The 575-nt window shown below is 66.4% G+C and carries 1 pseudogene; it reads right to left on the reverse strand.

Annotated elements, in window-relative coordinates:
- Positions 1 to 575 (reverse strand): annotated as a pseudogene (locus ACDELDRAFT_RS23415) (serine endopeptidase); the annotation flags it as partial.

Raw genomic sequence — 575 nt, forward strand, 5'->3', positions numbered from 1 at the left:
CGCGCCGGGCACCGCCGCCGCACGGCCCTTGTCGGCCGGCGCCGCTGCCGTACCGCAGGCATGGCAAAAGAGGGAGAAGGCGCTCTTGCGGGTATGGCAGTGGCCGCAGCGGTCGAACAGGCCGATGCCGCAGTGGGGGCAGAAGTCGACCGACTCGTTCTTCAGGTCCACGGGGCGCTCGCAACCGGGGCACACGTTCTTGGCCAGGCGTGCCAGGGCCACGTCGTAGCCCAGTTCCTTGCGGCGTTCCTGGTCGGGCAGCGATTCGGCCTGCTTTTGCCGCTCGAGGTAACGGTTCAGCGCCAGGATGGCGTAGCGCCCCACCAGCGCCGTGATGATGATGCCCACCACATAGCGCACATAGCCGCCATAGCTGGGCAGGAATGGCACCAGCTCGACAAAGAAGGCAAACAGCGCGAAGAAGATGAAGCCCCACACAAAGGGCCACCAGGTGCTCTTGCGCTTCTTGACGAACAGCCAGCCCGCCACCACCAGCAGGGGCAGCGTGAGCGCCAGGCGGTACAGGAACACGCGCAGCTCGACCTTGCGGCGCTCGGCGTTGAGCTTCTTGTAGC

The organism is Acidovorax delafieldii 2AN, assembly GCF_000175235.1.
Classification (GTDB): domain Bacteria; phylum Pseudomonadota; class Gammaproteobacteria; order Burkholderiales; family Burkholderiaceae_C; genus Acidovorax; species Acidovorax delafieldii_B.